Here is a 7,199-nt window from a genome sequence, read left to right as displayed (position 1 = left end):
GGTTTGGGCCGGGGGCACAGAAGGGGGCGGCTCCGGATGCCGCACGTCCGAGTGTTCCGCCGCCGCTGCCGGGGCAGGTCGCAGGGAAACCGGGGGCTGCTCCCGGGGTGTCCGATCAGGCGGTGCCGGATGTGGCGTATGAAATTCCGGCGCCTGCCACGCGGGTCGGAACGGTTCTGGGTGAGATCGGATCTGTTTTCCCGGGATTTTCCCCCGATGCTTTCCTGAAGGAAGCCGAAGGGACGTTTCGTCAGGTGGTTCCGGCTTTTGCGGTCGGCGACCGTACCGCGCTGGAAAAGCTGCTGACCCCGGCCTCCATGGATTCTTTTTCCGCCGCGATTGATGCACGGGTACAGGCGGGTGAGACGCAGCGGAGCGATCTGCGCGGGATCGAAAGCCTGTCTATTCTGGATGCGATGCTGGTGTCCGGGGAAGACGGGGCGCGGGTTGGCCGAATCGAAGTGAAGATCGTGTCGCGTCAGGTGAATATCCTCACGGATCGTGAGGGTGAGCCGCTGGTCGGGACCGAGGCCGTGACCGAGTTCCACGATCTGTGGCTGTTCGAGCGTGTGGCGGGCCAGTCCGACGCGCGGTGGCGTCTGGCGGCATCGCGTCCGGCCTGATCGCGTTCTCCGATGAAGAAACTGCTGACCCTGCTGACGCTTGGCGCGCTGTGCGCATGCACGCCGCAGAATGCGCCCTCGTCGCTTTCGCTCTCTCCTGTCGGATATGACTCGCTCGCCGGATGGGAGCAGGAGGATTTCACGTCCCTGATGCCGCTGCTGCGGGATGAGTGCCATCGTCTGTCGCAGTTGCCGCCTGAGACGGTGCTTGGCGGGAGCGAGGCCATCACCTATGGGCGTCATGCTGCCGACTGGAGCAATGCCTGCGCGGCGCTGGCGACGGCTTCGGATGCGCGGACGTATCTGGAGACGTGGTTCCAGCCTTACGAGGTGGGGACGGATGCGTTCTATACCGGCTATTTCGAGCCGCAGATCCCGGCGTCTCTGACGCGCGGCGGGGCCTATCAGACGCCGGTCTATGGTCGTCCACGCGATCTGGTGCGGGCGAAGGCGACCAATGGCCAGATGGTCAGCGGGCGGTGGGTCAACGGGCAGTTCGCGCCGTATTATGACCGTGCCGCCATTGATGGCGGCGCGCTGGCGGGACAGGGACTTGAGATCGCCTGGCTGAAAAGCCCGGTGGATCTGTTTTTCCTTCAGATCCAGGGTTCCGGGCGGTTGATCCTGCCGGATGGCGGGCAGGTGCGTGTCAGCTATGACGGGCGCAACGGGCAGGCTTATGTGCCGCTCGGGCGTGTTCTGGTGCAGGACGGTGAACTGCCGACAGATGGTGTGAGCATGGACAGCATCCGCAACTGGCTTGAGGCGCATCCGGACCGGATGATGTCCGTCATGGAGCGTAATCCGAATTACGTCTTTTTCCGTCGTGATGACGGCAATCTGGCGCAGGGGCCGAAAGGGGCGTTTGGGATGCCATTGACGGCCGGGCGTTCCGTGGCGGTCGATCGGTCCGTGGTGCCGTTTGCGATGCCGCTGTGGGTTGAGACGAAGCTGCCTTATGGGGCGGGTCAGCCTGTGACCTGGGATCATCTGGTGTTTGCGCAGGATATCGGGACGGACATCAAGGGCGCCGGTCGGGCCGATCTGTTTACGGGTTGGGGGGCGACCGCGCAGTCTGTGGCGGGGAACCTGCATGCGCATGGCCGGATGGTGCTGTTTCTGCCGCGGCCGCCTGCGGACTTTCCCACGGGTTCTGGGGCGCAATGATCCGCAGTCGCCGGGAGAAGCTCGGTGTCCATACGCTGATCCGTGGGGACTGCACGACGGTTCTCAGACGGATGCCGTCGCAGAGTGTGGACGTCGTGGTGACGTCTCCGCCGTATAATCTGGGGGTGCCGTACCGGACGTATCAAGACCGCCTGCCGGAGGATGCGTATCTGGACTGGCTGGAGGATGTCTGCACCAGTCTGTGCCGGGTGATGAAGGATGACGGGTCGTTTTTCCTGAACATTGCAGGGTCGTCCTCACAGCCATGGATGCCGTTTGAGCTGATGACGCGCCTGCGTAAGCTGTTCGTGCTGCAGAATCACATCACCTGGATCAAGTCGATTTCGGTGGGTGAGATTACTTACGGGCATTTCAAGCCGCTGAATTCGGCGCGCTTCGTCAATCGCAATCATGAGCATGTGTTCCATCTGACCAAGACGGGCAATGTGCCGGTGTCGCGTCTGGATGCGGGTGTTCCGTTTACGGACAAGAGCAATATCGTGCGGCGGCAGCACATCACGGACCGACGGTGCCGTGGCGATACGTGGTTCATTCCCTACGAGACCGTGCGCAGCCGCAAGGAGAAGTTCAGCCATCCGGGGACGTTCCCGGTGGCGCTTCCCGAGGCGTGCATCCGGCTGCACGGACTGCGGCCGGGGGGCGTTCTGCTTGATCCGTTCATGGGGTCGGGCACCACGCTGGTAGCGGCGGAGCGGATGGGATGTGTAGGGATCGGGATTGATACCGATACGTCCTATGTGAACGTAGCGCGCAAGCGGGTGCGGGCCGCGATCGATCATGAGGACGAGGATTAATCGACAACACCTGTTTTTCTAACAGGTTCAATCACTTTGACTTTGCATGTCACTTTTCGACATTATCACGACACCGTGAGTATGAGGAGAAAAGTGGTGCGTTCCAGCACGATTACAAAGGGAATTGCCGGTCTGGTGGCGCTGGGCGTTGTCGCCTGGGGCGGGACCGTCACTTATCTTGAGCATTTCGATCATGCTGGAGCACCGCAGTTGCCCGCCAGCAGCCCGACCCGTCAGGATCCGACGGCCATGGCGGCGTTTGCGGCCCTTCGGGAAGTGCGCTGCGATTACTGCCATACGCAGAATGTTGAACTGCCGTTCTATTTCAAGCTGCCGCTGGCCAACCAGATCATGAAGCGCGACCTGGTGCAGGGGCAGCGCCATTTCGAATATGCGCCGGTTCTGACGGCCCTGCAGGACGGCAAGCCGCCTTCCGTCGAGCAGCTTTCCCGCATTGAGGAAGTCATCACGCAGAACCGGATGCCGCCGGCGGCTTATCTGCTGATGCATCCGCATGCGCATCTGGACGAGAAGCAGCGTGCGGACATTCTGAAATGGGTGCGTGAGCAGCGTGAGCGTTACTATGCGACGCCGGGTGTGGCGGCGCAGTTCCGTAGTGAACCGATCCAGCCGATCCCCGAGAGCGTGGATGTGAACTGGAAGAAGGCCGAGCTGGGCCGGGCGTTGTTCTTCGATAAGGGGCTGTCGGGTGATGGCACGCTCAACTGCGCAAGCTGTCATGGTCTGAACAAGGGTGGCGTGGACAACCTGACGACCGCGACGGGCATTGGCGGGCAGAAGGGGCCGATCAATGTTCCGACCGTCTATAACGCCGTGTTCAGCATGGCGCAGTTCTGGAACGGGCGTGCGAAAGATCTGGCGGAGCAGGCGGCCGGGCCGGTCATGAATCCGCTGGAAATGGGGTCGCATGACTGGAACACGGTATCCGAGCATGTCCGCACCACGCCCGGTTATGCCGAGCAGTTCAATGCGGCCTTCGGCTCCGACCAGATTGACAAGGACACGATCACGGGGGCGATTGCGGAATATGAAAAGACGCTGATTACCCCGGACAGCCGCTTCGATCTGTATCTGAAGGGCGATGATAAGGCGATTACGGCGCAGGAGAAGCGCGGTTATGAGCGTTTCAAGGAAATCGGCTGCTCGGGGTGCCATAGCGGTATTGCCGTGGGTGGCGACGCCTATGAGATCCTGGGGCTGGAAGGTCCGTATTTCGAGAACCGCCACACGAAGCTGACGGCTGCGGACGAAGGCCGCATGGCTGTGACGCATCGGGAAGGCGACAAGGAGCGATTCAAGGTTCCGAACCTGCGCAATGTCGAGCTGACGGGGCCGTGGCTGCATGACGGTTCGGCCACCACGCTGGAGCAGGTCGTGCGGGAAATGGCCCGTTACGAGACGCCGGATCATGACATTGCCGATCAGGATGTCACGGATATCGTGGCGTTCCTCAAGACGCTGACGGGCAAGTACGAAGGCATTCCGCTGAAGGATGTGGCGGCTGACCAGCCGTTACAGGCTCCTGTGTCGGGCTCTGGTTCCCCGAACTGACGCTTTAGTCTTTATCTAGTAAAAAACCGGAGAAGGGAAACCTCTCCGGTTTTTTTATATATACAGAACCGTTAATATGGATCGCCTTGTATCAAGCAGTTCTTCTCGTGGCTGAAAACGTTTGTTTACGGCTTGATGAGCTTTAATAAGTGATATGGACAGCGGAGAACAGCTTCGCTATCGATCTGGAATAAAACTATTTCAGAACAGGATATGATATGAGTGATTATATCAAGGATTGCATCAAATATGATATTTCTGGTTCTGTTATAGAGGGTTTCCCGGAAGTTTTTGAGCGGCGTCATGTTCTCTACGTTCCACGGCGGGAGGGCGGTTTGGACAAGGACTTTGGGTTATTTGATGAAACAGGACGACAGATCCTGGGAAACGCTCTTTTTTCAAGTTATCCGCCTGTATTGAAAACACAGGCTCTGACGACACAGAAAAATGGAGAGGCAGCCTCTTACCAGAACCGGCCTGTCGTGTATGGGGGGTGTATTGGCGACCATTACGGTCATTTCATCACGGAATGTCTGAACACCCTTTGGTATTTTTCAAGGGAATGTTCACCGGAAACGCTGGTGCTTTTCCATAGTGACATGACCGTTGAAGAGATTTTTTCCAAGTCCTGGATGGTCGATCTGCTTCGTTATGCAGGCGTCCGGAAAGAACAGATTATTATTCCCCGTGTGCCATTAAGATTTGATTTCATGACCATACCGGGACAGGCTTTTTCTGAAGATGGCTTTGTTTATACGGGCTATGCAAAATATCTGAAAGCGCTGTCCTTGAAGGCGGTCCAGGAAAGCAGCTTTGATTTCAAAGGGATGGTGTATCTCTCCAGGGTCAGTTCTCTCTACAATAGTCGTCTACCCTGTGACGAAGAGGATCTCTGTGCCGAACTTTCGGTTCGTGGAGTAAAGGTTGTTCGGCCTGAAGACCTGTCTGTTGCCGATCAGATCAAGATATTTAACGAGAATATTGTCATAGGGCCTATTGGCTCGGCTTTTCATACGTCGATTTTTGCGGGGGCGCCGAAAGGCATAGCCATCTGCCCGGAAGACCGACCTATTGCGCGTTCATACGAATTGATGGATGCGGCGCATGAGTCCGAGATACGCTATGTATACAGCGAAGTTAAAGTAGATCCTTCCACGCTTGCAGAATTTCTGGTGAATGCTGCCGGATCAAGTGCATATTGGAAAACAATAATAGAAAAATTGGGCCTGGGATTTCTGGAACGGAAAAACAGAGGGAATATTTTCTTTGCAGGTCGGGAAAATATTCTTCTTTCGAGAGATGTGAAGGAAGCTGGGGATTATGACGTTCTTGTCGCCGCAGTGGGTAATAAGTCATTTATTTTTGCAAATCATTCCTCTTTGCCGCCATTTTTCATAGAAAAAGAATTGAGAGAGACAAGAGTCATATCATATCTGAATTCTGAAGAAGAAAATGGTATCGGATTTCGCAATCCGGCAAATGGTAAATGGCTCAAAGCATTGCCGCCCGAGTTAAAGAAGAATCTTCATTGCGATGCGGAGCATGTTAATGATTGGGAATTGTTCAGACTGAAACCTGTGGAATATCCGGATTTTTCCGGTGACCTGAAAGGTCTTCTGGAGGCGCTGGCTTATCTTTCTGACACGGGAGATGTGGCGGGGTGCCTGGCGATTGCTCCCTGTCTGGAGAATGCGCTTCATCGGTTTGAAGGCTCCGATTGTCAGTAGAATTTTTCTCTTCTGACAATCGTGATGACTGATTGGGGATCAGGGAGAAGCTTTATTTCCCTTCCGCCTGTTCCGGGACGGGATTGCATTGCGGGGTGACGGATTGGCCGGTCATGACGGCTGTCGTGAAGGCGGCGGAGTCCGGCAGGGAGCCGTTTACGACCTGGCTGTGGTCCAGTCCCTTGTAGAGATGGGCCTGAACGGTTGAGCCTGCCGCGCAGGCGGCTTTGACCAGACCGAGCTGAAGGGCGGGGGGCACGTCGCGGTCTTCCGTACCGGTGCCGGTGAAGAGCGGCTGCGCCAGTTTGAGGGTCGGGAACGCCATGGCTTTCAGGGCCGGGCTCATGGCTTTGAGGAAGGTCGGCTGGAGGCTGTTCTGCAGGGTCAGGCCGGCTTCCTGCGTCTGTCGGGACAGGGACGTCAGGCATTCATGGGCGGCGTTGTGATAGATCGGGAGCGCTTTGGGGGTGAAGGCTTGTTCGGGGCGGAAATGCGGATCGCGCCCTTCCAGTCCGGCGGCAAGGTAGAAGACGTAATTGATGAGCGGGCTGTAGCCGACGCCGGGCTGTGAAGCGGCTTTGAGCAGGCCACCGAGAAGTTCGGGTGTCACATAAGGCGCACCGGTGGCGACGGTGCCGCGAATGTCGAGATCAGGCGCATAGACTGGTGCGTAGGACGCTGTGGCGACGGCCGCGCCGCCTCCCTGTGACTGACCGACGATCATGATCCGGTTTTTCAGGTCCGGGACGTTGGCGAGCGCGGCGCGGACACTGTCGAGGACGCTGTAGGCTTCGACGCGGGTGTCCAGATAGGGATGGGTGCCGGGTGTTCCGAGGCCCTGATAATCTGTGGCGACAATCGCGAAGCCGCGCTTCATCCAGGCGGACAGATAGGTGCGGTTGCGATCGCTGACGGGATTAAGGGACGGCGCGCAGCTGTCATCCACACCGACAGTGCCATGGGCCCAGGCGACGATTGGCCAGCCACCCTGTGGAGCCGGACCGGCGGGCAGGATGATTTCGGCTGTGACGGGAACGAGGCCCTTGCCGGTGATGCCGTTGGTCGAAAGATAGGTGATGCGCAGGGCGCGCCCGGAATCCGGAAGGCCGAGGGCATCGGCAAGGGGAGCCGAGGCAGTGAGGGTTCCGGGCTTCTGGACACCGGACGGGGCCGCGTGTGCCATATTTGTGAGCGAAGCGGCGCAGAGGGCCGTGCCTGCAAGCAGGGGAATGAATTTGCGCAGGGGAGGCAGGGGCATGGAAAATCCTTGTTCAGTCTGGCTTTGCAGGCCGGAC

Annotated in this window: 6 protein-coding genes; 5 read left to right on the top strand and 1 reads right to left on the bottom strand. The window is 58.2% G+C overall.

Annotated elements, in window-relative coordinates; all coding sequences use genetic code 11:
* The 5 genes from KP701_RS12640 to KP701_RS12620 all read left to right on the top strand — a co-directional run.
* A partial coding sequence (locus tag KP701_RS12640; RefSeq protein WP_215747419.1) for a Tim44/TimA family putative adaptor protein occupies window positions 1–623 on the top strand: 623 nt, incomplete at its 5' end.
* 12 nt (window positions 624–635) lie between these two features.
* Window positions 636–1,790, top strand: coding sequence for a murein transglycosylase A (locus tag KP701_RS12635; RefSeq protein WP_215747418.1), 1,155 nt, complete (start codon window positions 636–638; stop codon window positions 1,788–1,790).
* A complete protein-coding gene (locus tag KP701_RS12630) occupies window positions 1,787–2,605 on the top strand; it encodes a site-specific DNA-methyltransferase (protein ID WP_215747417.1) in 819 nt (272 codons plus the stop codon). The genes KP701_RS12635 and KP701_RS12630 overlap by 4 nt, the downstream gene beginning before the upstream one ends.
* A gap of 81 nt (window positions 2,606–2,686) precedes the next feature.
* Complete coding sequence (locus KP701_RS12625) at window positions 2,687–4,177, top strand: cytochrome-c peroxidase (RefSeq protein ID WP_252345606.1); 1,491 nt, start codon at window positions 2,687–2,689, stop codon at window positions 4,175–4,177.
* A 218-nt stretch (window positions 4,178–4,395) separates the two neighbouring features.
* Entirely contained in the window at window positions 4,396–5,904 is a 1,509-nt protein-coding gene (locus tag KP701_RS12620; RefSeq protein ID WP_215747415.1) for a DUF563 domain-containing protein, read from the top strand.
* A gap of 52 nt (window positions 5,905–5,956) precedes the next feature.
* Here the strand turns inward: KP701_RS12620 and KP701_RS12615 are convergent, their stop codons facing one another.
* Window positions 5,957–7,162 carry a lipase family protein gene (locus tag KP701_RS12615; RefSeq protein ID WP_215747414.1) on the bottom strand — a complete coding sequence of 402 codons (1,206 nt, stop codon included), beginning with the start codon at window positions 7,160–7,162 and terminating at the stop codon, window positions 5,957–5,959.
* Between the last annotated feature and the right edge of the window lie 37 nt (window positions 7,163–7,199).

Source organism: Gluconobacter sp. P1C6_b (assembly GCF_018811945.1).
In the GTDB taxonomy this organism is placed as follows: Bacteria; Pseudomonadota; Alphaproteobacteria; order Acetobacterales; family Acetobacteraceae; genus Gluconobacter.
Note: the sequence above shows the minus strand (reverse complement) of the source record. Positions and strands in the feature narration are given on the sequence as shown.

Coding starts and splice junctions, on each gene's coding strand:
- KP701_RS12635 (WP_215747418.1), top strand. CDS start 636: ATGAAGAAACTGCTGACCCTGCTGACGCTTGGCGCGCTGTGCGCATGC.
- KP701_RS12630 (WP_215747417.1), top strand. CDS start 1,787: ATGATCCGCAGTCGCCGGGAGAAGCTCGGTGTCCATACGCTGATCCGT.
- KP701_RS12625 (WP_252345606.1), top strand. CDS start 2,687: ATGAGGAGAAAAGTGGTGCGTTCCAGCACGATTACAAAGGGAATTGCC.
- KP701_RS12620 (WP_215747415.1), top strand. CDS start 4,396: ATGAGTGATTATATCAAGGATTGCATCAAATATGATATTTCTGGTTCT.
- KP701_RS12615 (WP_215747414.1), bottom strand. CDS start 7,162: ATGCCCCTGCCTCCCCTGCGCAAATTCATTCCCCTGCTTGCAGGCACG.